The sequence below is a fragment of the Pseudochrobactrum sp. XF203 genome, assembly GCF_020341615.1.
In the GTDB taxonomy this organism is placed as follows: domain Bacteria; phylum Pseudomonadota; class Alphaproteobacteria; order Rhizobiales; family Rhizobiaceae; genus Pseudochrobactrum; species Pseudochrobactrum saccharolyticum.
Window position 1 is genome coordinate 3,255,815 of sequence record NZ_CP084392.1, and the last position, 22,547, is coordinate 3,278,361.

Annotated in this window: 19 protein-coding genes and 1 tRNA gene; 18 read left to right on the forward strand and 2 right to left on the reverse strand. The window is 50.9% G+C overall.

The window, feature by feature from the left end; genetic code table 11:
* The first annotated feature begins 87 nt into the window (after window positions 1-87).
* From sucC to LDL70_RS14975, 12 genes are all read left to right on the forward strand, one after another.
* Window positions 88-1,284 (forward strand): ADP-forming succinate--CoA ligase subunit beta, encoded by a 1,197-nt coding sequence (gene sucC, locus LDL70_RS14920; protein WP_022712277.1) that lies wholly within the window; start codon window positions 88-90, stop codon window positions 1,282-1,284.
* Window positions 1,285-1,287: 3 nt separating this feature from the next.
* Complete coding sequence (gene sucD / locus LDL70_RS14925) at window positions 1,288-2,190, forward strand: succinate--CoA ligase subunit alpha (protein ID WP_022712276.1); 903 nt, start codon at window positions 1,288-1,290, stop codon at window positions 2,188-2,190.
* Window positions 2,191-2,474: 284 nt separating this feature from the next.
* A complete protein-coding gene (locus tag LDL70_RS14930) occupies window positions 2,475-5,471 on the forward strand; it encodes a 2-oxoglutarate dehydrogenase E1 component (RefSeq protein WP_225685452.1) in 2,997 nt (998 codons plus the stop codon).
* Between the two features lie 79 nt (window positions 5,472-5,550).
* Complete coding sequence (gene odhB / locus LDL70_RS14935) at window positions 5,551-6,771, forward strand: 2-oxoglutarate dehydrogenase complex dihydrolipoyllysine-residue succinyltransferase (RefSeq protein WP_225685453.1); 1,221 nt, start codon at window positions 5,551-5,553, stop codon at window positions 6,769-6,771.
* A gap of 99 nt (window positions 6,772-6,870) precedes the next feature.
* Window positions 6,871-7,530 carry a LysE family translocator gene (locus LDL70_RS14940; RefSeq protein WP_022712273.1) on the forward strand — a complete coding sequence of 220 codons (660 nt, stop codon included), beginning with the start codon at window positions 6,871-6,873 and terminating at the stop codon, window positions 7,528-7,530.
* A gap of 63 nt (window positions 7,531-7,593) precedes the next feature.
* Window positions 7,594-8,127, forward strand: a complete 534-nt coding sequence (locus tag LDL70_RS14945) for a hypothetical protein (RefSeq protein WP_370637706.1) — start codon at window positions 7,594-7,596, stop codon at window positions 8,125-8,127.
* 72 nt (window positions 8,128-8,199) lie between these two features.
* A complete protein-coding gene (gene lpdA, locus LDL70_RS14950) occupies window positions 8,200-9,606 on the forward strand; it encodes a dihydrolipoyl dehydrogenase (protein ID WP_225685455.1) in 1,407 nt (468 codons plus the stop codon).
* A 154-nt stretch (window positions 9,607-9,760) separates the two neighbouring features.
* Entirely contained in the window at window positions 9,761-9,988 is a 228-nt protein-coding gene (locus tag LDL70_RS14955; protein ID WP_116088620.1) for a hypothetical protein, read from the forward strand.
* A complete protein-coding gene (gene xerD, locus LDL70_RS14960; RefSeq protein WP_225685457.1) occupies window positions 9,978-10,913 on the forward strand; it encodes a site-specific tyrosine recombinase XerD in 936 nt (311 codons plus the stop codon). Before LDL70_RS14955 ends, xerD begins: the two co-directional genes overlap by 11 nt.
* 134 nt (window positions 10,914-11,047) lie before the next feature.
* Window positions 11,048-12,001, forward strand: a complete 954-nt coding sequence (locus LDL70_RS14965; protein WP_075653906.1) for an acetyl-CoA carboxylase carboxyltransferase subunit alpha — start codon at window positions 11,048-11,050, stop codon at window positions 11,999-12,001.
* Between the two features lie 342 nt (window positions 12,002-12,343).
* A complete protein-coding gene (locus LDL70_RS14970) occupies window positions 12,344-13,573 on the forward strand; it encodes a hypothetical protein (protein WP_225685459.1) in 1,230 nt (409 codons plus the stop codon).
* A 1-nt stretch (window position 13,574) separates the two neighbouring features.
* Window positions 13,575-13,808 (forward strand): sulfurtransferase TusA family protein, encoded by a 234-nt coding sequence (locus LDL70_RS14975; RefSeq protein ID WP_022709333.1) that lies wholly within the window; start codon window positions 13,575-13,577, stop codon window positions 13,806-13,808.
* A 110-nt stretch (window positions 13,809-13,918) separates the two neighbouring features.
* On the opposite strand, the gene LDL70_RS14980 is transcribed toward LDL70_RS14975, so the two are convergent.
* Both LDL70_RS14980 and LDL70_RS14985 read right to left on the reverse strand, forming a co-directional pair.
* Window positions 13,919-15,085 carry a GTP-binding protein gene (locus tag LDL70_RS14980; RefSeq protein WP_225685461.1) on the reverse strand — a complete coding sequence of 389 codons (1,167 nt, stop codon included), beginning with the start codon at window positions 15,083-15,085 and terminating at the stop codon, window positions 13,919-13,921.
* Between the two features lies 1 nt (window position 15,086).
* Window positions 15,087-16,169: a D-alanyl-D-alanine carboxypeptidase family protein gene (locus tag LDL70_RS14985; protein WP_151158998.1), complete on the reverse strand. Its 1,083-nt coding sequence runs from the start codon at window positions 16,167-16,169 to the stop codon at window positions 15,087-15,089.
* Between the two features lie 425 nt (window positions 16,170-16,594).
* On the opposite strand from LDL70_RS14985, the gene LDL70_RS14990 reads away from it, so the two are divergent.
* From LDL70_RS14990 to LDL70_RS15015, 6 genes are all read left to right on the forward strand, one after another.
* Window positions 16,595-17,791 carry a M20 aminoacylase family protein gene (locus tag LDL70_RS14990; RefSeq protein ID WP_225685463.1) on the forward strand — a complete coding sequence of 399 codons (1,197 nt, stop codon included), beginning with the start codon at window positions 16,595-16,597 and terminating at the stop codon, window positions 17,789-17,791.
* Between the two features lie 152 nt (window positions 17,792-17,943).
* A tRNA-Arg gene (locus tag LDL70_RS14995) sits at window positions 17,944-18,020 on the forward strand.
* An 85-nt stretch (window positions 18,021-18,105) separates the two neighbouring features.
* Window positions 18,106-19,233 carry an NAD(P)-binding domain-containing protein gene (locus tag LDL70_RS15000; RefSeq protein WP_225685465.1) on the forward strand — a complete coding sequence of 376 codons (1,128 nt, stop codon included), beginning with the start codon at window positions 18,106-18,108 and terminating at the stop codon, window positions 19,231-19,233.
* A gap of 220 nt (window positions 19,234-19,453) precedes the next feature.
* The gene (locus LDL70_RS15005) at window positions 19,454-20,422 is read left to right on the forward strand and encodes an ABC transporter substrate-binding protein (RefSeq protein ID WP_075653910.1); all 969 of its coding nucleotides are present in this window, start codon (window positions 19,454-19,456) and stop codon (window positions 20,420-20,422) included.
* 351 nt (window positions 20,423-20,773) lie between these two features.
* Window positions 20,774-21,655: an ABC transporter permease gene (locus LDL70_RS15010; RefSeq protein WP_022709105.1), complete on the forward strand. Its 882-nt coding sequence runs from the start codon at window positions 20,774-20,776 to the stop codon at window positions 21,653-21,655.
* On the forward strand, window positions 21,652-22,446 hold the full coding sequence (locus LDL70_RS15015) for an ABC transporter ATP-binding protein (protein ID WP_022709106.1): 795 nt from the start codon (window positions 21,652-21,654) through the stop codon (window positions 22,444-22,446). Before LDL70_RS15010 ends, LDL70_RS15015 begins: the two co-directional genes overlap by 4 nt.
* The last annotated feature ends 101 nt before the right edge of the window (window positions 22,447-22,547 follow it).

The window sequence follows — 22,547 nt, forward strand, 5'->3', positions numbered from 1 at the left end:
TGGAACTTCATATAAAAATCACGAAGCCTGTCTATCAACACAAGTTGAAACCACAGGTTTCAGGAGCGCCCTTAAAAGGACAACCAGATGAATATTCACGAATATCAGGCTAAGCGCCTGCTCCACTCCTACGGCGCACCGATTGCCAACGGCGTGGCTGTTTACTCCGCTGAACAGGCTGAAGAATGGGCAAAGACCCTTCCTGGCCCGCTTTATGTGGTCAAGAGCCAGATCCATGCCGGCGGCCGCGGTAAAGGTAAGTTCAAAGAACTGCCAGCCGATGCTAAAGGCGGCGTGCGTCTTGCCAAATCCATCGAAGAAGTTGTTGCCAACGTTAAAGAAATGCTCGGCAACACTCTGGTGACCAAGCAGACCGGTCCTGCCGGTAAGCAGGTTAACCGTCTTTACATCGAAGATGGTGCGGACATCGACCGCGAACTGTATCTCTCCCTGCTGATCGACCGCTCCGTCGGCCGTCCGGCTTTCGTTGTTTCCACCGAAGGCGGAATGGACATCGAAGCTGTTGCGGAAGAAACACCGGAAAAGATCATCAATGTTGCAATCGATCCTGCCAAAGGCGTGACCGATGAAGACAATGCCAAGCTTGCCGATGCTCTGAAACTCGAAGGCGAAGCCCGTGAAGACGCTCTGAAGCTGTTCCCGATCCTCTACAAAGCTTTTGTTGAAAAAGACATGAGCCTTCTGGAGATCAACCCGCTGATCGTCATGACCAATGGTCGTGTACGCGTGCTGGATGCCAAAGTATCCTTCGACGGCAATGCTCTGTTCCGTCATCCTGACATTCAGGAACTGCGCGATCTGTCGGAAGAAGACGAAAAAGAAATCGAAGCTTCCAAGCATGATCTGGCCTATGTTGCCCTCGACGGTAATATCGGCTGCATGGTCAATGGTGCCGGTCTTGCTATGGCAACCATGGACATCATCAAGCTTTACGGCGCAGAACCGGCAAACTTCCTCGATGTTGGCGGCGGCGCTACCAAAGAAAAAGTAACAGCTGCATTCAAGATCATCACTGCTGATCCGGCTGTTGAAGGTATTCTCGTGAACATCTTCGGCGGCATCATGAAATGCGACGTTATCGCTGAAGGCGTGATCGCAGCTGTTAAAGAAGTTGGCCTTAAAGTTCCTCTGGTGGTTCGTCTCGAAGGCACCAATGTTGAGCTTGGCAAGAAAATCATCAACGAGAGCGGCCTGAATGTTATTTCAGCTGACGATCTCGACGATGCAGCACAGAAAATCGTTGCTGCAGTGAAGGGAAATTGATCCATGTCTATTCTTGTAAACAAGGACACCAAGATTCTCGTTCAGGGTCTGACCGGTAAGACAGGTACTTTCCACACTGAACAGGCTCTTGCCTATTACGGCACCCAGATGGTCGGCGGTATCCACCCTAAAAAGGGTGGCGAAACCTGGACAGGTTCCAAGGGCGAAAACCTGCCGATTTTTGCAACTGTTGCTGAAGCTAAAGAACGTACCGGTGCAGACGCATCCGTAATCTACGTTCCGCCTGCAGGCGCAGCTGATGCTATCATCGAAGCAATCGAAGCTGAAGTCGGCTTCATCGTCTGCATCACCGAAGGTATTCCGGTTATGGACATGGTACGCGTGAAAGAACGTCTGGAACGTTCAAAATCACGCCTGCTCGGCCCTAACTGCCCGGGCATCCTGACCCCTGAAGAATGCAAAATCGGCATTATGCCGGGCAATATCTTCAAAAAAGGTTCGGTCGGCGTTGTTTCCCGTTCCGGTACACTGACTTACGAAGCTGTGTTCCAGACCTCCAATGAAGGTCTCGGCCAGACCACTGCTGTCGGTATCGGCGGCGATCCGGTTAAAGGCACAGAATTCATCGACGTGCTGGAAATGTTCCTCGCAGACGACAACACCAAATCGATCGTTATGATCGGTGAAATCGGTGGTTCGGCTGAAGAAGAAGCAGCTCAGTTCCTCAAAGACGAAGCCAAGCGCGGCCGTAAGAAGCCAATGGTTGGCTTTATCGCCGGTCGTACTGCTCCGGAAGGCCGCACCATGGGTCATGCCGGTGCTGTTATCTCCGGCGGCAAGGGCGGTGCTGAAGACAAGATTGCAGCTATGGAAGAAGCCGGTATCCGCGTTTCCCCGTCGCCTGCACAGCTCGGCAAGACTCTTGTTGAAGTTCTCAAAGGCTAAAACCTTTGGGTTGAAGCTCTCAGGGGTAATCCCTTTGAACTAAAAAGAATATTGGCAGTCGCGCAGCGTGACTGCCTCTAAAAAGCCCGGTTCGTGGCTCATGGCACGCCTCAAACCCCGAACCGGGTTCACTAGACTAAAACTTATGCCCGTTTCTGTTGGAAATCAGTACAAACGCACTATTTCTCAGAACAGAGACAACAGACCAGCAACTTAAAACGGGACCGGAAGATTTTCCGGTATGGCCGGTATAAGGAGACGGAGTGGATACTCCGGCAAGGACAATGGCACGGCAAGAAGAAGCCAATGACGTTTTCGCCCTGACCTCGTTTCTCTATGGCGGCAATGCCGACTATATTGAGGAGCTCTATGCTGCATATGAAACCGATCCGAATTCGGTCAATGCAGAATGGCGCGATTTTTTCGCAAATCTCGGTGACAATCCGAAAGATGTGATTGAAAATGCCCGCGGCGCATCCTGGGAAAAAAGCAGCTGGCCTGTGACGCCAAAAGATGAGCTCACCAATGCTCTCGACGGCAACTGGGCAGATGTTGAAAAACACATGACAGACAAGCTGAAAGGCAAAGGCGGCAAAGCTGCAGCTGCTGCACCGGCTCTGTCTGAAGCAGAAATTACACAGGCAGCACGCGACAGTGTTCGCGCAATCATGATGATCCGCGCTTACCGTATGCGCGGCCACCTGCATGCCAATCTCGATCCGCTCGGCCTTTCCGAAAAGCCGGATGATCATAATGAACTGGCTCCGGAAAATTACGGTTTCACACCGGCTGATTTTGACCGCAAAATCTTCATCGACAACGTGCTCGGCCTCGAATATGCGACCGTTCGCGAAATGCTCGATATCCTGAAGCGCACCTATTGCTCGACAATCGGCTTTGAATTCATGCACATTTCTGATCCGGCTGAAAAAGCCTGGCTTCAGGAGCGCATCGAAGGCGCCAATAAGAGCATTGCTTTCACACCGGAAGGTAAGAAAGCCATCATGTCCAAACTGATCGAAGCTGAAGGCTTTGAGCAGTTTATCGACGTGAAATACAAAGGCACCAAGCGCTTTGGTCTCGATGGCGGTGAATCCCTGATCCCTGCCCTTGAACAGATCGTCAAACGCGGCGGCTCCATGGGCGTTAAAGAAATCATTTTCGGTATGGCTCACCGTGGCCGTCTGAATGTGCTTTCTCAGGTTATGGGCAAACCGCACCGCGCTATTTTCCACGAATTTAAAGGCGGCTCCTATGCGCCGGATGATGTGGAAGGTTCAGGCGACGTTAAATACCATCTGGGTGCGTCTTCGGATCGCGAATTTGACGGCAACTCCGTTCACCTGTCGCTGACAGCCAACCCTTCGCATCTGGAAATCGTTAATCCGGTTGTTATGGGTAAAGCCCGCGCCAAGCAGGATCTGCTGGCCGGCCGCACCCGTGATGAAGTTGTACCTTTGGCAGAACGCGCTAAAGTCATGCCGCTGCTGCTGCATGGTGATGCGGCATTTGCCGGTCAGGGCGTTGTTGCAGAATGCCTTGGCCTTTCGGGTCTGCGCGGCCACCGCGTTGCCGGTACAGTTCATTTCATCATCAATAACCAGATCGGTTTCACCACCAATCCGGCCTTCTCCCGTTCTTCGCCATATCCTTCGGATGTAGCGAAAATGATTGAAGCCCCGATTTTCCACGTCAATGGTGATGATCCGGAAGCTGTTGTATTCGCTGCAAAAGTTGCAACCGAATTCCGCCAGACCTTCCATAAGCCGGTTGTTGTGGACATGTTCTGCTACCGCCGCTTCGGTCACAACGAAGGCGACGAGCCTGCGTTCACACAGCCTTTGATGTACAAAGAAATTCGCAAGCACAAAACCACTGTACAGCTCTACAGTGAAAAGCTGATCGGCGAAGGTCTTTTGACTCAGGCTGACATCGACCAGATGAAAGCTGACTGGCGCGACAAGCTGGAAACAGAATTTGAAGCCGGCCAGAACTACAAGCCGAATAAAGCCGACTGGCTCGACGGTGCATGGGCAGGTCTGCGCACAGCTGACAATGCTGATGAACAGCGTCGCGGTAAAACCGGCGTACCGGCGAAAACCCTCAAGGAAATCGGTAAGAAACTTTCCGAAACCCCTGAAGGCTTCAACGTACACCGCACCATTCAGCGCTTCCTCGACAATCGCTCAAAGATGATCGACAGCGGTGAAGGCATTGACTGGGCAACAGCTGAATCGTTGGCATTCGGTTCGCTGTCTCTCGAAGGCCACCCGATCCGTTTCTCCGGTCAGGACGTGGAACGCGGTACATTCTCACAGCGTCACACTGTTCTTTACGATCAGGAAAATCAGAGCCGCTATATCCCGCTGAATAACCTTCAGAAGGGTCAGGCGATCTACGAAGCCATCAACTCGATGCTTTCGGAAGAAGCCGTGCTCGGTTACGAATATGGTTACTCGCTGACAGATCCGCGCGCACTCGTGCTGTGGGAAGCCCAGTTCGGTGACTTCGCCAACGGTGCTCAGGTTGTTTTCGACCAGTTCATCTCTTCAGGTGAGCGCAAGTGGCTGCGTATGTCCGGTCTCGTCTGCCTTCTGCCGCACGGCTATGAAGGTCAGGGTCCTGAACATTCGTCAGCACGTCTGGAACGTTATCTGCAGCTTTGCGCGGAAGATAATATGCAGGTTGCCAATGTTACGACACCGGCAAACTACTTCCACATTCTGCGTCGTCAGATGAAACGCGACTTCCGCAAGCCGTTGATCATGATGACACCGAAATCTCTGCTGCGTCACAAGCGTGCGATTTCTTCCTTGAGCGAACTGTCCGGAGACAGCACGTTCCACCGTCTGCTGTGGGATGATGCGCAATATCTCAAGGATCAGCCGATCAAGCTGCAGAAAGATGCCAAGATCCGTCGCGTGGTTCTCTGCTCCGGTAAAGTCTATTACGACCTTTACGAAGAGCGCGAAAAACGCGGTATCGACGATATCTACCTGCTGCGCGTTGAACAGCTTTATCCGTTCCCGGCAAAAGCCCTCATCAACGAACTGTCCCGTTTCCGCGGTGCAGAAATCGTCTGGTGTCAGGAAGAGCCGAAGAATATGGGCGCATGGTCGTTCATTGAACCTTATCTGGAATGGGTTCTGGCGCATATTGATGCGAAATATCCGCGTGCCCGCTATGCAGGCCGTCCGGCTGCCGCATCGCCTGCAACAGGTCTGATGTCCAAGCATCTTGAACAGCTCGCAGCCTTCCTTGAAGATGCGCTCGGTTCTTAAAATTTAAATTTCTGACCCGCTGATTTATCCTCAGCGGGTCGCCTATCATTCAGATTAAAGATCCAGGGAAGATAAAACCATGGCAACCGAAATCCGCGTTCCCACCCTCGGGGAATCCGTCACAGAGGCAACCATCGGCAAATGGCTCAAAAAAGTCGGCGACGCTATCGTTGCTGATGAACCATTGGTTGAACTGGAAACCGACAAGGTTTCTATTGAAGTTCCTGCGCCTGTTTCCGGCGTTCTGACAGAAATCACCGCTCAGGAAGGTGACAATGTTGGTCTCGATGCCCTGCTCGGCCAGATTGATGCATCGGGCGCAGCTGCTGCTCCCGCTACAAAACCTGCTGCTGCTCCGGCACCAGCCGCTGCACCTGTAGCCGCTGCTGCTCCTGCTGCAACTGCCTCTTCCATGCCTGCGGCACCGGCAGCTGCCAAGCTGATGGCTGAAGCCGGCCTGAACAGCGATCAGGTTGACGGTTCCGGCAAACGTGGTCAGGTTCTCAAAGGCGATGTTCTTGCAGCGCTTGCAAAAGGCACTGCACCTGCAGCAGCCGCACCTGCTGCTGCCGCTCGTCCTGCGTCCCCTGCCGGTGATGCACCACGCGAAGAACGCGTGAAAATGACCCGTCTGCGTCAGACCATTGCACGTCGTCTGAAAGATGCTCAGAACACCGCAGCCATGCTCACCACTTATAACGAAGTGGATATGAGCGCGGTTATGGATCTGCGTTCCCGCTACAAAGATATCTTCGAGAAGAAGCACGGCGTTAAGCTCGGCTTCATGGGTTTCTTCACCAAAGCTGTAACCCATGCTCTGAAAGAAATCCCTGCTGTTAATGCCGAAATCGACGGCACAGACATCATCTACAAGAACTTTGCTCACGTCGGTGTTGCTGTCGGTACAGACAAGGGTCTCGTGGTTCCTGTTGTTCGCGATGCCGACCAGATGTCGATTGCTGAAATCGAAAAAGAAATCGGTCGTCTCGGCCGTGCAGCCCGTGACGGTCAGCTTTCCATGGCTGATATGCAGGGCGGCACATTCACCATCTCCAATGGTGGTGTATATGGTTCCCTGATGTCTTCCCCGATCCTGAACGCACCGCAGTCCGGTATTCTCGGCATGCACAAAATTCAGGAACGTCCGGTTGTTGTCGGCGGTCAGATCGTTATCCGTCCGATGATGTATCTGGCTCTGTCCTACGATCACCGTATCGTAGACGGCAAAGAAGCTGTGACCTTCCTCGTTCGCGTTAAGGACAGCCTGGAAGATCCGGAACGTCTTGTTCTCGATCTGTAATAAACTGACTAAGAGCGCTGTCTCACGACAGCGCTCTTTTCAACTGCATCTTTTCTGAGCCCTGCGGCTCTTTCTTTTTCTGATCTCACGGAGCCTCTCATGCAGTATGTGATCGAATTCACCGGTCTGATGGCGGTATTCGTGATCCTGCTCGTTGCACCCGGTGCGGATTTCGCGCTGATTGTGCGTCAGAGCATTGTGCATGGCCGCCGTGCAGCCTTCATCACCAGTCTTGGCATCGGCGCATCGCTGATGTTCCACATCTCCTATACGATCCTCGGTATCGGCCTGATCGTATCCCAGTCTCTGTTTCTGTTTTCGCTGATTAAATGGGCGGGTGCTGCCTATTTGTTTTATCTCGGCATCAAGGCGCTGCGGGAAAAACCGCTCAATGCAGCCGATGCAGATAAAATTCTTCAGACAGACGGCGAAGCTGCTCAACCACAACAAAAAGCAATTTCGGCCAAGCGCTGCTTTACTATGGGTTTCATCACCAATGCGCTGAACCCGAAAGCCGTGTTGTTTTTCCTCTCCCTGTTCTCATCCCTTGTCAGCCATGAAACACCGGCTGCAATTCAGGGTATTTACGGGATTCTGATCGCAATCGTCGTCATCGGCTGGTTTGCAATTGTGACTTTGTTCTTTACGCTGGAACCCGTGCGTAAACGCTTTTTCGCTCTGGGGGCATGGTTTAATCGCGTGACCGGTATGGTATTTATCGGATTAGGAATTAAGCTGGCCAGTCAGCAAGCCCATTAGAACTACGGATCGTGCTTCAGGCCGATGCTGTAAATCAGAATTGACAAGCCCGGTGAGGGAACAATGCCTATCAAATCAGCCATTTTCAAAAAGACTGTTGCCTGTCTCGCAAGCTGTACGATTCTGCTGACCGCCACAGCCGTTGCCTCAGCCGCCTGTATGCAGAACCGCGCCGCCTATTCCGACAAAGACCAGAATTACACACTGACTTTCAGCCCTGTTCAAAAAGATGATGAGCAGTCAGGCAACAGTTTCACCATCATTGCCAATGACAAACCTGAATTCAAATTACAGGGCACTGTGCAATGGACAGACGGTGCAGCCCGCCCGACAGCCATGATCACCTATAATTGTGCGGGTGACGATAATGCTGAAGATGAAATTGATGACTGCACAATCTGGCAGGGCGTAGTATATGCGCTTAAAGATGGTGCAGATGCAGAGTTTCTGCCCCGCAATGATGAACCGGCTGCCGCAGCAATCCTCCTGCCGGATTTTGTCAGTATGCTGGACAGTTATGATTTTGGAACGGCCAAACCGGCCGAGCCGCTGAACTGGGAAGTGTTTCGCTTTAAAGCCTGCACACCCGAAGAATAAAAGATCGACCCTTGTCTTCATGCAGAAATCCCCTGCCTGAACGGACTTAAAAAGAGTTAAAAGGATTAAGCAATGTCTTATGATGTCGTTGTTATCGGTACCGGCCCTGGCGGTTATGTTGCAGCTATCAAAGCTGCCCAGCTCGGCCTGAAAGTTGCCGTTGTTGAAAAACGCAGCACTTTCGGCGGCACCTGCCTCAATGTCGGCTGTATCCCTTCAAAGGCATTGCTGCACGCTTCTGAAGTTTTTGCGGAAGCCGGTCATTCTTTCGACGCGCTCGGCGTTGAAGTCAGCGCGCCAAAACTGAACCTCGAAAAAATGCTGGCGCACAAAGTAACAACCGTGAAAGCCAACACCAGCGGCGTTGAATTCCTGTTCAAGAAAAACAAGATCGAAGCTTTCACCGGTTTTGGTAAAGTTGTTGCTGCAGGCAAAGTTTCTGTCACTGCTGAAGACGGTTCTGTCAAAGAACTCGAAACCAAAAACATCATCATCGCCACCGGTTCCGATGTTGCCGGTATTCCGGGCGTTAATGTTGATATTGACGAGAAAGTCATTGTTTCTTCAACCGGCGCGCTGGAATTCACCAAAGTGCCTGATACTCTGATTGTTGTCGGCGGCGGCGTGATCGGTCTGGAACTCGGTTCCGTATGGTCGCGTCTGGGCGCCAAAGTGACTGTTGTTGAATATCTCGACAAGATCCTCGGCGGCATGGATGGTGAAGTTTCCAAGCAGTTCCAGCGTATGCTGGCTAAACAGGGCATTGATTTCAAACTCAGCGCCAAAGTGACTGCAGTTGAAAAATCCGGCAATGGCGCCAAGGTGACTTTCGAGCCTGTTAAAGGCGGCGATGCAGTGACACTTGAAGCTGAAGCCGTTCTGATTTCGACCGGCCGTCGTCCTTACACAGATGGTCTGGGTCTGGCCGAAGCCGGTGTTGCTGTTGATGAACGCGGCCGCGTTGCGATCAACGATCATTGGCAGACCAATGTTGCCGGCATTTATGCAATCGGCGACGTGGTTAAAGGCCCGATGCTGGCGCACAAAGCCGAAGATGAAGGCGTTGCAGTTGCAGAAATCATCGCCGGTCAGAAAGGCCACGTCAATTTTGATGTGATCCCGAGCGTTGTTTACACCCAGCCGGAAGTGGCTTCTGTCGGCAAAACCGAAGAAGAACTGAAAGCTGCCGGTATTGAATATAAAGTCGGCAAATTCCCGTTCACAGCCAATGGCCGTGCACGCGCTATGCAGCACACAGACGGTTTTGTGAAAATTCTGGCTGACAAAGCCACAGACAAAGTTCTGGGTGCGCATATCCTCGGTTACAATGCCGGTGAAATGATCCACGAACTGACCGTTCTGATGGAGTTTGGCGGCTCTTCCGAAGATCTGGCCCGTACCTGCCATGCACATCCGACCATGTCGGAAGCTGTTCGTGAATCGGCAATGGCCACTTATGACAAGCCAATTCATATGTAATTGGTTTGATGTAATTTGCGGATTATACAGAATGCGAGGCCCGGTTTTTACCGGGCCTTTTCTTTTTCCTGTCGAATTTAGTTAGGCTTTATTGAGATTATCAGGGCACAATGCACTAAATAAAGCCTAACCAAATGAAAGCACTACTGCCTCTATGCCGACCCTCACCCGCCTGATTATCATTCTGGCTCTGATTTCTGCCTGTATTTACGGGCTGATGCTGGTGCTTGTGAAAACTGTCAGTCCGGTGACGTCAGAGATTGTTGTTCGCGTACCGGCACATAAAATGGTGCAGCAACCGCGCGATACAGCACCTGTCAGCCCTGCCCCTGTGCCATCGCCCTATACAGAGGGTGAACCGGAGGCTGAAGATGCAGAATAATCTCTCAACAGATGCTGCAATCGACTCGTTTCTGGAAATGATGAGTGCGGAACGGGGTGCCGCCGAGAACACGCTGGAATCCTATCGCCGCGATCTGGAAACCGCTGCGGAATTTATGGCAGGTCGCAAAACCGGACTGGTTTCAGCCAATTCCGTCGATATTAAAGCCTGCCTTGATGAGATGAATATTCAAGGCTTCGCTTCCACTTCACAGGCACGCCGCCTCTCCTCTTTGCGGCAATTTTTCCGCTTTCTTTATACTGAAGGCATGCGCAGCGACGATCCGACCGGTATCATCGATGCGCCGAAGAAAAATCAGGCACTGCCTAAAATCATGAGCGAAGATACCGTCTCAAAACTTCTGGCACAGGCTGAAACAGAAGCGCACCCCCAGAAAGATATGAGCGGCTATTTCAACGCCGTGCGTCTGCATGCGCTTCTGGAGCTGCTCTACGCCACTGGTATGCGTGTCAGCGAGCTTGTCGGCCTGCCGGAGAAAACTATCCGCAGCAATCAGCGTTTTCTGCTGGTGCGCGGTAAAGGTGCCAAAGAACGTATGGTGCCGCTCTCGGTCAAAGCGCAGAATGTCCTGCAACTTTATGTGGGGCTACGTGACAGAGTGCCGGAATGGCAGGATAGTCCCTGGCTGTTTCCTGCCCGCTCGGAAAGCGGTTATCTGGCACGGCAGGTCTTTGCCCGTGATCTGAAAGCACTGGCAGCGCGTGCCGGTATTGCAGCCGCTGCGGTTTCTCCCCATGTGCTGCGTCACGCCTTTGCCAGCCATCTTTTGCAAAATGGTGCGGATTTACGTGCAGTTCAGCAATTATTAGGCCATTCGGACATTTCTACGACACAAATTTATACCCATGTGCTGGAAGAAAGACTGCATCAGCTCGTTGCAACGCATCATCCGCTTGCCGATTGACGCTATGAAGTTTAAGAGAAACATATTCGGCAGATAGATTTTTCTGTCAGACAATCTATATAGGACAGATGAAACCCTCTCTCAGACCTTAATGTCTGATGGTTTTAGTCTCCGGAGCGTAATAGTCAGGTCATATGTATAATTACCTTGATTTCGAAAAACCCGTCGCAGATCTCGATGGTCAGATCCTCGAACTGAAAAAACTGGCGCAGGAAAGCGGCAGTGTCGAGATGAGTGATGAGATACGGCGCCTTGAAAAGCGCTCTAGCGACGCGCTGAAAGATATTTACCGCAAACTCACCCCTTGGCAGAAAGTGCAGATCGCCCGTCATCCGGACCGTCCGCATTGTCTGGATTATGTGAACCGCTTGTTTACAGAATTCACGCCGCTGGCCGGTGACCGTAACTTTGCCGAAGATCAGGCCATTCAGGCCGGTTTTGCGCGTTTTAACGGTCAGGCTGTTGCGGTGCTCGGTCAGGAAAAAGGCAATGACACCAAGACCCGCCTGAAACATAATTTCGGTTCCCCGCGTCCGGAAGGTTATCGTAAAGCCATCCGTATCATGGAATTGGCTGACCGTTTCAAACTGCCCGTAATCACATTCATTGATACTGCTGGTGCCTATCCGGGTGTGAGTGCGGAAGAGCGCGGTCAGGCAGAAGCCATTGCCCGCTCGCTGGAAATGAGCCTGAAACTGCGTGTACCGGTTATCACGGTTGTGATTGGTGAAGGCGGTTCCGGTGGTGCGATTGCGATTGCTGTCGCCAACCGCGTTTACATGCTCGAACATGCAATCTATTCGGTGATCTCACCGGAAGGTGCTGCTTCTATTCTGTGGCGTGATTCGACCCGTGCCAAAGATGCAGCCACCAATATGCGCATCACAGCGCAGGATCTGCTTGAGCTGAAAATCATTGATAATATTATTCCTGAGCCTCTCGGCGGCGCACATCGCGGTAAAAATGCGATTATCGATGCTGCAGGCGAAGTGATTGCAACAGCACTGAAATCTCTTGAAGGCGTGGACGGCGAAACACTGAAACAGGAACGCCGCCAGAAATATCTGGCCATGGGTCGTAATCTCTGAGTGAGATTTCAACCACTTATTTCAAATTCAGGCCGCGCAACCAGCGCGGCCTTTATGTTTTAAAAGCATTTCCGGCAAAAGTGCGAAGCCGTTTTACATTGGGCAATGTGCTTAACAAAAAGAGAGAGCATTTCCGGCAATTCAGCCGTCACAGGAACTGCTTTAAGGCATATGGTCAATACGGGTCATTTGCTGTAAATATTGCCCGATGCTAAGTTAATAACACTTTATCAATCATACTGACCGATACTACGGGACAAACTGATTGCGGCTGAAAATTTGCCTTTTTGCTATTTCAGGATATTTTGTTCCAACTCTTGCCTAATATTGCCGGTGACACTCATGAAACTCAGAACTGCAATTTTTGCTTCACTGATCGCAACCGTAGCACTTGCCGGTTGTCAGGGTTCAGTCTTTGATGGTGTCGGCGCCAAAGCAGAGCGTGAGCTGCCTTCCAAAGTTCTGGCTAAAATCAAAGCCAAGGGCATGAACAAGACATCGCCGGTTATGGCGCGTATCTTCAAGGAAGAAGGCGTTCTGGAAGTCTGGAAACAGAAAACCAACGGCCGCTATGACATGGTGGCCTCCTATGAGATCTGCAAATGGTCAGGCAAACTCGGTCCTAAATATGTAGAGGGTGACCGTCAGGCACCGGAAGGTTTCTATTCGGTTTCTGCTGCGCAGATGAACCCGAATTCACAATATTACCTGTCGTTCAATCTCGGCTTTCCGAATGCCTATGACCGCGCCAATGGCCGTACCGGTCAGCATCTGATGGTGCATGGCGCTTGTTCTTCTGCTGGTTGCTATTCCATGACTGACGAAAGCATGTCCGAAATTTATGCTTTCGGACGCGATGCCTTTAAGGGTGGTCAGCGCGATTTTCAGGTTCAGGCCTATCCGTTCCGTATGACCGCCGCCAATATGGCGCGTTATAAGAATGATCCGAATTACCAGTTCTGGACCATGCTTAAAGAAGGCTATGACCAGTTCGAAATTACAAAAGTACCGCCGAAAGTCGATGTTTGCGGCAAGCGTTACGTCTTTAATCAGAATTTCCCGGGACAGCAGGGACTTTCGGCTTCTGCCGCCTGCCCGCCAATGTCGCAGCCGGATTCAATCCAGTCTGCTTATTCCAGCTATCAGAAAACCTATGATGCAGCTTTTTCGAGCGCACTGAATAAATCATCGAAAAAACAGCCTGCGCCTTCAATCATGGGCGTTCAGGAAGCAAAACTGGTATCTGACTGGAGTGCACGTCGCGCACGTGGTGAGAAAGTATCCCGCACGCCGCCATCCTTAAGCCCTGCCTCTTCTGAGACACCGGGCGCACCGGATACTGCAGCACCGACAGCGATCGCTCAGACGCCTGTAACAGCACCTGCTGCAACCTCGGTTGCAGCTAATGTACCGGCAGCCCAGCCTGTTCTGGATCAGAATGCAACCGCTTCTGTTCCTGTGCCGAACAATAATCCGGCAGCAGCAGCCGTTGTTGCCCCTCAGGTAACACCGGATATGCCAGCGGCAACAGCTGAGAAGAAATCTCTCTGGAACCGGCTGACCGGCCAATAAAATGACCGCTGAAGCTGAAGTTTTTTATGATTTTAAGGGGCTGCAATGCCCCTTACCTGTTTTGAAAACCCGTAAAAAATTACAAGACCTGTCTGCCGGTGACCGGATCAGGATTGAAACCACTGATCCGCTTTCCCCGCTTGATATTGCCCATTTCTGCCAGTCAGAAGGGCATATTCTGCTGGAACAGCAGAATGAGGGTCGGGTTTTTCATTTTCTGATACAAAAGGGCTAGAGCATTTCACAGTCAAGTTGGATCAACTTGACGCCCGTGATAATGCGACCAAATAAAGAATCTGGAGCGAGCACTATGATCCAATCTGGACGTAAACCGCTCTAAGACTTTTAGCCCTTCATGGAAAAACCGGGAATTGCCAGCGGATTATCAGTCAGCGCCTGTGCATCAGCCTGATCAATACGCGGCTTGCCTAAAAACGCATCAAACAGATCACGTATATAAGCCTCATCCAGATCTTTGGTGATCAGAACCAGACGTGTCTGATATTTGCTGTCCTGCAATTCCTGCGGCCAGCTTTTCAGGCGCACAGGCGGATGCAAAATCTGCTGCACACCATGGATAACCAGCGGTCGTTCAGCATCTTCAGCAACAGCGATAATCCCTTTCATGCGCAGTAATTTGTCGCCGTGGGTAGAGCGCAGCAAATCCAGAAACATTTCAATAGCTGCAAAAGGTACCGGCGCATCATGTTTCAGCGAGAATGAACGGATTGTCTCATCGTGATGGTGGTGATGATGATGTCCATGTTCACCGTGATGATGGCCGGAACAGCCTGCACCATGTATCTCACAAACGTGGTCGTGATGGTCATGATGATCATCATAACTGTCTGCTTTCAGCCAGTTCTGCACGTCCGGTGTCTTGCCTGCCGGATTGTACAATCCGCAATCAAACAAAGCTGCATAACCGATATCATCTGCAACATTGTCATAGATTTCGGCTGCCGGATTAAGGTTTCTGATCCGCGTCTTTAAAGCTGTAAGCTGTGCTGTATTGGCAAGATCAGATTTGGTCAGAACAATCCGGTCGGCAACAGCAACCTGTTTCACCGCCTCGATATGGGCATCCAATGTCGCCATACCATTCACAGCATCAACTGCGGTAATCACACCGTCCAGTTTCAGAACCTGCATCAAAACCGGATGCCCCATCAGCGCCTGCAATACAGGCACCGGATCAGCCAGACCGGTTGTCTCGATCACAATGCGCTGCAAGGCATTGATCTTGCCCATCTGCACCCGTTCAATCAGATCCGCCAGTGTGTCCACCAGCTCACCGCGAACGGTACAGCAGAGGCAACCATCAGCAAGCTGAATAACCCCGTCGGCCGTCTGCTCAACAAGCAGATGATCTATACTGACATCACCAAATTCATTGATGATAACCGCCGTATCCTGCAAGGCAGGATCTTTCAGCAGCCGGTTGAGCAATGTGGTTTTTCCTGCTCCCAGAAAACCTGTGAGCACAGAAACGCTGATCGGTTTGAAGGACATGTTAATTCACTGCTGTTGTCAGATTACCGCGCATAGGACGCTGCAGCGGAATCGGCACTTGTGAAATATGCAGCACACCGCCTGCCTGCACTTCCGGTGCTTTGGCAACCAGTCCGACAGGAACCGCAACCGGTTCACGGGTCATCGCCGTAATATAAGGCGAATTGATTTTCAAACGGCCTTCCACATCACGTCCGTCCCAACGGTCCGACATAGCCTGCTGGCTGCAAATCTGCGCCCGCAAATCTGTGGCCTGATTATTATTGCTGCCATAAGGCACAAGGCTGGCAAGCGTTGCACCGCCGCCGCCACGGGTAGCAAAACCATTTTGCAGCAACTCCGCAGCCTGCACGGCACGGTCTTCCTGTTTGGCTGCCCCCAGCACAACAGCAACAATTGTACGACCGTTTCGGGTTGCAGAACCGGCGAGGTTAAATCCGGAAGCGCAAATGAAACCGGTTTTCATACCGTCAGCGCCGTTAAACCGGCCGAGCAGAATATTGTAATTGGCCTGAACTTTTTTGCCCTCACCCGGATCAATCGCTTCCGTATTAAAGTAATGGGCATATTCAGGAAATTCACGACGCAGCTGCGCGGCAAGCAAAGCCATATCGCGCGCGGTCGAATAATTGTTCGGATCAGGCAGACCATGCGGATTGGTAAAGTTTGAACCGAACATGCCAATGCGTCTTGCCTCGGCATTCATCATTTTTGCAAATCCGGCTTTGCTGCCGCCAACGGATTCAGCCACAGCAACGGACACGTCATTGGCGGATTTCACCATCATGATTTTCAAAGCACTGTCCAGTGTCATCACCGAACCGGCCTTATAGCCCATTTTGCTCGGCGGTTCTTTTGTCGCTGCAACAGACATACGCACCGGCGATTCCAGTGTTTTCTGACCGGAGCGCAAAGCGCGGAACACCACATAGGCTGACATCATTTTGGTCAGCGATGCCGGATACCAGCGCTTAAAAGCATCATTATGCGCAAGTACCTTACCGGTCGACACATCAACAGCCATATAGGGATTGGCTTGCGCCACTGAAACAGCCTGCGAAATTGCAAGGCATGAGACAGTCATTGCCAGAACAGATTGTTTTAAAATATTCGGGATCATGGGATGACCACCTTTCAAGGCGTAATATTCGGTATTCAGATATCCGGAACTATATCCTGCTTCACCGCAGATCAGAACCTGCATTTGTTTCGTCAGGTCTTCAAACGGTATAAAGCGGCAAAAATCCGGTCATCAGAAAAAATGCCTGCACATTTTTCTTAAGTAAACTTTTCTACCTCAGACACCGCATAAAAGGCAAAGACCGATTGGCGAAATTTTATAAAACACACTATGTTATCTGAGAGCGTTGTGTTTTACCCACACCCGCTCATAGTGTGTATAATTTTATTGCATCATTACTGTGACGAGTGATTTCAGTTTTATGCAGTCCACATACCGCCTCGCTCATAATGCCTCGGAGGAGAGGCACACAGGTTCGGAGAACAGAAATGCCGCTTTTAGATCGCGCCGCACAATTAAAACAGGAAGTCAGCCTGTGGCGCAGACATTTACACAGCAAACCGGAATTACTCTATGACGTGCATGAAACTGCGGCATTTGTAGAACAAAAACTGCGTGAATTCGGCTGTGATGAAGTTGTGACCGGTATCGGACGCACCGGTGTTGTCGGCGTCATTAAAGGCAAAAAAGGTGCGGGTCAGGCAATCGGTTTGCGTGCGGATATGGATGCATTACCGCTGACTGAAACCGGCACACCGGAATGGGTTTCGCAAAATCCGGGCAAGGCACATTCCTGCGGCCATGACGGTCATACATCCATGCTGCTCGGTGCTGCAAAAATTCTCTGCGAGACCCGTGATTTCTACGGCGAAGTCATCGTCATTTTCCAGCCTGCCGAAGAAGGCGGTGCCGGTGGTCTGGCTATGGTCAAAGACGGTATGATGGAGCGCTTCAATATTGTTGAAGTTTACGGCATGCATAATATGCCGGGCATTCCTGTCGGTGAACTGGCCGTTTGCAAAGGCCCGATCATGGCCGCGACTGATGAATTTACCATCACCATCAACGGCAAAGGCGGCCATGCCGCACAGCCGCATCGCAACATTGATCCGATCGTCATCGGCTCCCAGCTGGTCACCGCATTGCAGAGCATTGTTTCACGTGGATCAAACCCGCTGGATTCACTGGTAATCTCGGTCACCAAATTTAATGCCGGTGAAGCTTATAATATCATTCCGGAAAAAGCCGTGCTCGCGGGCACAGTGCGCAGCCTCACAAAGCACAACCGTGCTTTTGCCGAGCAGCGTATGCATGCCCATTGTGAAGCCTTCGGTCTGCTCAACAATATTAAAATCGATCTTGATTTTAAAAACAATTATCCGGTGACATTCAACCATTCCGGCCAGACAGAAATCGCCGCCGATGTTGCTGACAAGGTCAGCATCAATGGTCCGATCACCCGTGAAGTTGAACCGATGATGGGTGGCGAAGATTTCTCCTACATGCTCGAAGCACGTCCGGGTTGCTATATTTTCCTCGGCAATGGCGAGAGCGCAAACCTGCATCATCCGGCCTATGACTTTAATGATGATGGCCTGCCCTATGGCATGAGCTACTGGGTTGAGCTTGCACAATATCGTCTCAAAGACGCGCAGCTAGCGCCGGCTGAGAAAATCGCAGCCTGATCTCAGACTGCAAATTAAACAGGTTTCTGTTCAGCGAAGAGGCATAATCCCCTCTTCGCTTTTTTATTTCTCATCAGACTATTCCGGTATTTTCTGCCCTGCCTGCCCTTGGCTTACGGTCAAAAAATCAGTATGTGTGCACCATACTATCCGGTCCCGTAGCTCAGTAGGATAGAGCGACAGATTCCTAATCTGTAGGCCACTGGTTCGAATCCAGTCGGGATCACCATTTCTCTCTCCCCCTACCAACCGCTTGTATGAACGGAACAAAAACCTAAGTAAGGTTTAGTTGTTCGATAAAGCGGATTCTGGCCATGAGTGATAATCAAGAGACTGTAACAAAACCGGCACTGCATATGGCCTTTAAAACCGATATTCTCATTATTGGTGCCGGACAGGCCGGTTTATCTTCCGCTTATCATCTGCAAAAACTTGGCCAGCAGGCGGGCAAGAATTTTATCATTCTCGATAAATCGCCCGATGCCGGCGGCGCATGGCAATATCGCTGGCCTACCCTCACACTCAGTACTGTAAACCGGATTCATGACCTTCCGGGTATGTCTTTCGCAGATGTTCTGGAGCCGGAAGTATCAGAGGTCAAAGCATCCATTGCTGTTCCCCGATATTATGCAGCCTATGAAAAGAAGTTTCATTTGCCGGTTTACAGACCGGTGAGCGTCAATGTTGTTTGTGAGCGTAATGAACGTTTTCGTATTGAAACCGATCGGGAAACTTTCACTGCCCGCGGATTAATCAATGCCACCGGCACATGGGAGACACCGGTCATACCGCATTATACCGGTGCTGAACTTTTCAAAGGACAGCAGCTTCATACCCACGATTATCAGACAGCTGAAGCATTCACCGGTAAACATGTTGTCATTGTCGGTGGTGGTATTTCCGCTCTGCAGCTGCTAGATGAAATTTCACAGGTCACCACAACAACATGGGTAACCCGCAGCGAACCACAATTTCGTGAAACACCTTTTACAGAAGAAGATGGCCGAGCAGCTGTAGCCATTGTCGAAGATCGTGTCCGCCGCGGTTTGATACCCGGCTCTGTTGTTTCTGTAACCGGTATTCCCCTCACCCCTGCTTTGCGTGCTGCCCGTGAACGCGGCGCATTAAACCGTCTGCCAATGTTCAGCGAGATAACAGAAACAGGTATCCGTTGGGCAGACGGCAGAGAACAACGTGCCGATGTCATCTTATGGTGTACCGGCTTCCGCAGTTCCCTCGATCATCTGGCGCCATTACAAATCCGCGAAGCCAATGGCGGTATTATTATGGGCGGCAGACTGGCAACAGAAGTTGTCAAAGATCCGCGCATTCATCTCGTCGGCTATGGCCCTTCTGCTTCAACCATCGGAGCCAATCGCGCAGGCGCTGCAGCAGCTAAAGAGCTGAGCGAATATCTTGAGCTGAATAAACAATATGCATAACGGATTTTGATTTCGTGAAACCTGTAAATCATAAAATATGCTGTTAAGTTTTTGCTAACCACGATGATTCACGTGAAACAACTATGCTTTTACCGCCACGCCTGCCGGAAGAATAGCGCTAAAGTGTCCACCTCTTGACTATCCCATATGATGCGCGTTGACCTCTCTCCGAGAACTGATTATTCGTTTTGATCGGGACGCGGAACAGAGGGAGATTTTCATGCGTACACTTTTCCTGGCTTTGCTGTCGACAGCTATGGCCACAACAATGATTGCTGCACCGGCAAATGCCAAAGATGTCAGTGTTGCTGTCACAGCAATTGTTGAACATCCGGCTCTTGATGCTGCCCGCGACGGTGTAAAAGATGCACTGGCCGCAGCCGGTTTTAAAGAAGGTGAAAATCTGAAATTCACCTATCAGTCTGCTCAGGGCAATCCTGCAACAGCTGCTCAGATCGCCCGTCAGTTCATCGGTGAAGCACCGGATGTAATTGTACCGATCTCCACACCATCTGCGCAGGCCGTGGTTTCCGGCACCCGTGATATTCCGGTTGTGTTTACTGCCGTGTCTGATCCGGTTGGCGCACAGCTTGTTAAAAGCATGGAAAAGCCTGGCGGCAATGTCACCGGTTTGTCCGATCTTTCACCGGTTGCTGATCACATCAAACTGATCAAAGAAGTAGCTCCGAATGTGAAGACCATCGGCTTCCTTTATAATTCCGGTGAGGCCAATTCGATTTCGCTTCTCGAAGGCCTGAAAGTTGCGGCCAAAGAAGGTGGTCTGGAAGTGGTTGAATCAGCTGCAACCAAATCGGCTGAAGTTCAGGGCGCAGCCCGCGCTTTGATCGGTAAAGCAGACCTGATTTATATCCCGACCGACAACACTATTATTTCTGCGCTTGAAGGTGCGGTCAGTGTTGCGGAAGAAGCCAAGATTCCTCTGATGACTGCCGACACAGATTCCGTCAGCCGCGGTGCTTTCATCGCTCTCGGTTTCAACTATTATGATGTTGGCAAGCAGACCGGTGAAGTTGTTGTCCGTATTCTGAAGGGCGAAAAGCCTGGTGATATTCCGGTAAAAGTTGCCGCCGGTACAGATCTGGTTGTCAATCTGGTTGCAGCAAAGAAAATGGGTATTGAAATCCCGCAGGCTGTGGTCGATCGCGCAAGCAAAGTCATCAAAGAATAATCTATATTCTAGAGCGCCGTGTGCCAGACTTGGCACACAAAACTCGCTCTAACACTTTAAAATTAGAGCATAATTTTACCTTAAACTGATTCAAGTTTAAGGAATTATGCTCTAGCCGGTAAAGCAACTTTACCGGTTTTTCATCATCCGGATATTCGGGTTCAATTTTTAAGACCTCAATATCCGGATCATCTCCTTTGTATCTTTTAAATCCGGCACAGACCGCAAAACAAAAGATACTCAGATTTCAACAGGCAGGCTGCCCCGTATTATCAGACGGTCAAAGCAGAAACTCTGTGATTGACCCGTTTGAGAGTGCCGGCCGTCTGCACAAGCCGAAGGAACATTATTGTGAGTCTGATCGCTTTTTGGGGTGCGGTCGAATTAGGTCTGGTCTTTTCATTTGTAGCCCTCGGCGTATATCTGTCGTTTCGTGTGCTTGATTTTCCAGATCTGACTGTGGATGGTTCCTTTCCACTCGGCGCCGCTGTTACTGCTGTTTTAATTATTGCCGGTGTTAATCCGTGGCTTGCCGCGCTGATTGCCATGATGGCAGGCGCTGTTGCCGGACTTGTAACCGCAACATTGAATATCCGCTTCGGCATCCTTAATCTTCTGGCCTCCATCCTTACCATGACTGCGCTTTTCTCAGTCAATTTACGTGTGATGGGCAAGCCGAACGTCGCTCTGATTAATCAGGATACAATGATCTCACCTTTTTATGGGTTAGGTGTTCCTGAATATTATGTGCGTCCGCTTTTTGTTGGCGTTCTTGTTATCATCGCCGCCCTGCTCATCTGGCGTTTTCTGGAGAGCAATATCGGTCTTGCCATGCGTGCAACCGGTACCAATGCGCGTATGGCACGCGCACAGGGCGTGAAAACCGATCGTCAGATTTATCTCGGCATGGCTATGTCCAATGCTCTGGTTGCTCTTGGCGGCGCATTATTTGCCCAGACAAACGGCTTTGCAGATGTCACCTCCGGTGTTGGTACAATTGTTGTCGGTCTTGCCGCGGTGATTATCGGTGAAACATTATTCCGTACGCGCTTTTTGCTTTGGGCGCTGATCGGCTGTATCATTGGTTCCATACTTTATCGTATCGCCATCCAGCTGGCGCTGAGCAGTGATTTCATCGGGCTCAAAGCGTCTGACCTTAATCTGGCAACAGCTGTACTGGTGACACTGGCACTCATTCTGCCACGCCTTCGTCGCGGAGGAGCTTCCAAATGATTGAAGTCTCAAATCTTGGTGTTGTATTCGGTCGTGGTACACCTCTGCAGAAACAGGCACTTTCCGGCATCAATCTGAAGATTGAAGAAGGCACATTTGTTACTGTGATCGGTTCCAATGGTGCGGGTAAATCAACCCTGCTCGGTGCCCTCGCCGGTGATGTTCAGGCCTCTGAAGGAAAAATCCTGATCGGCAATAAAGATGTCACCAAACAATCGACCGCTGACCGTGCCTCCATGGTAGCACGCGTGTTTCAGGACCCGCTGACCGGCAGCTGCGGGGCATTGTCGATTGAAGAGAACCTTGCCCTCGCTGCCATGCGCGGACAAAAGCGTGGCCTGTCCCATGCGCTTAATCATAAGCGTCGTGAACTGTTCCGCGAACGCATTGCAGGGCTTAATCTCGGTCTGGAAAACCGTGTGCAGGATCGTATGGATCTGCTCTCCGGTGGTCAGCGTCAGGCACTGTCTCTCATCATGGCCACCCTGACAAAATCAGAAGTCTTGCTGCTTGATGAACATACGGCTGCGCTTGATCCGGGCATGGCAGATTTCATCATGAAACTCACAGCCAAGTTAGTCAGTGAAAACAAGCTGACGACGATGATGGTAACGCACTCCATGCAGCAGGCACTTGATTACGGGACCCGTACAATCATGCTGCATGGCGGTAATATCATCCTCGATGTTTCCGGAGATGAGCGTAAGAACCTTACCGTTAAAGACCTGATTGATATGTTCAAAAAAGTACGCGGTGAAACACTGGATGATGATGCATTGCTGATCCAATAAATAGGACTGTCATCTGAAGTTCAAAAAATGCCGCGCTCATCCCGCGGCATTTTTATTTGAAAGCTGAAACACGGATTTCACTTTAGCTGCCTTTGTTGTAA

What these genes read in the sequence shown, in the direction of transcription:
- sucC (WP_022712277.1), top strand. Translation starts at nt 88, where the DNA reads ATGAATATTCACGAATATCAGGCTAAGCGCCTGCTCCACTCCTACGGC.
- sucD (WP_022712276.1), top strand. Translation starts at nt 1,288, where the DNA reads ATGTCTATTCTTGTAAACAAGGACACCAAGATTCTCGTTCAGGGTCTG.
- LDL70_RS14930 (WP_225685452.1), top strand. Translation starts at nt 2,475, where the DNA reads ATGGCACGGCAAGAAGAAGCCAATGACGTTTTCGCCCTGACCTCGTTT.
- odhB (WP_225685453.1), top strand. Translation starts at nt 5,551, where the DNA reads ATGGCAACCGAAATCCGCGTTCCCACCCTCGGGGAATCCGTCACAGAG.
- LDL70_RS14940 (WP_022712273.1), top strand. Translation starts at nt 6,871, where the DNA reads ATGCAGTATGTGATCGAATTCACCGGTCTGATGGCGGTATTCGTGATC.
- LDL70_RS14945 (WP_370637706.1), top strand. Translation starts at nt 7,594, where the DNA reads ATGCCTATCAAATCAGCCATTTTCAAAAAGACTGTTGCCTGTCTCGCA.
- lpdA (WP_225685455.1), top strand. Translation starts at nt 8,200, where the DNA reads ATGTCTTATGATGTCGTTGTTATCGGTACCGGCCCTGGCGGTTATGTT.
- LDL70_RS14955 (WP_116088620.1), top strand. Translation starts at nt 9,761, where the DNA reads ATGCCGACCCTCACCCGCCTGATTATCATTCTGGCTCTGATTTCTGCC.
- xerD (WP_225685457.1), top strand. Translation starts at nt 9,978, where the DNA reads ATGCAGAATAATCTCTCAACAGATGCTGCAATCGACTCGTTTCTGGAA.
- LDL70_RS14965 (WP_075653906.1), top strand. Translation starts at nt 11,048, where the DNA reads ATGTATAATTACCTTGATTTCGAAAAACCCGTCGCAGATCTCGATGGT.
- LDL70_RS14970 (WP_225685459.1), top strand. Translation starts at nt 12,344, where the DNA reads ATGAAACTCAGAACTGCAATTTTTGCTTCACTGATCGCAACCGTAGCA.
- LDL70_RS14975 (WP_022709333.1), top strand. Translation starts at nt 13,575, where the DNA reads ATGACCGCTGAAGCTGAAGTTTTTTATGATTTTAAGGGGCTGCAATGC.
- LDL70_RS14980 (WP_225685461.1), bottom strand. Translation starts at nt 15,085, where the DNA reads ATGTCCTTCAAACCGATCAGCGTTTCTGTGCTCACAGGTTTTCTGGGA.
- LDL70_RS14985 (WP_151158998.1), bottom strand. Translation starts at nt 16,169, where the DNA reads ATGACTGTCTCATGCCTTGCAATTTCGCAGGCTGTTTCAGTGGCGCAA.
- LDL70_RS14990 (WP_225685463.1), top strand. Translation starts at nt 16,595, where the DNA reads ATGCCGCTTTTAGATCGCGCCGCACAATTAAAACAGGAAGTCAGCCTG.
- LDL70_RS15000 (WP_225685465.1), top strand. Translation starts at nt 18,106, where the DNA reads ATGAGTGATAATCAAGAGACTGTAACAAAACCGGCACTGCATATGGCC.
- LDL70_RS15005 (WP_075653910.1), top strand. Translation starts at nt 19,454, where the DNA reads ATGCGTACACTTTTCCTGGCTTTGCTGTCGACAGCTATGGCCACAACA.
- LDL70_RS15015 (WP_022709106.1), top strand. Translation starts at nt 21,652, where the DNA reads ATGATTGAAGTCTCAAATCTTGGTGTTGTATTCGGTCGTGGTACACCT.